This window comes from Dellaglioa sp. CoH-57-MRSF-19 (genome assembly GCF_056781975.1).
In genome coordinates this window covers 1-306 of the sequence record NZ_JBXAXW010000222.1, presented here as the reverse complement: position 1 = coordinate 306, position 306 = coordinate 1, and the positions used below count along the sequence as shown (strand labels likewise).

At 50.3% G+C, this 306-nt stretch carries 1 pseudogene; it reads right to left on the bottom strand.

The features are described 5' to 3' along the window. Positions 1–215, bottom strand: a pseudogene (locus AC1RO3_RS09010) (hypothetical protein); the annotation flags it as partial. Positions 216–306: the final 91 nt, after the last annotated feature.

Below are 306 nucleotides of genomic sequence, written 5' to 3'. Positions count from 1 at the left end.
GCTTCATGGTCCGAGGCAAAGATGTCCTCAACGAGGTCGTGTCCGAGCGCGATACACTGAAGCTCTTCATCGTCGCTCTTCACGTAGTGCATTAACTTCAGCAGGTGGAAGATGTAGGGCATGCCTGCCTTGTCAAAGTGGCCGTCGAACTTCTCGACGCAAATCTTCAACATCTTGGCAAGCGCCTCACCCTTACGAAGTTTTGTTGCGTGCATTTTTCTTCTCCTGTACACGGGTCACGAGCTGTGCGATGTTGATGACAGCCGCGCACCAAAGCAAAATCAAACTGATTGTGTGAATCATATC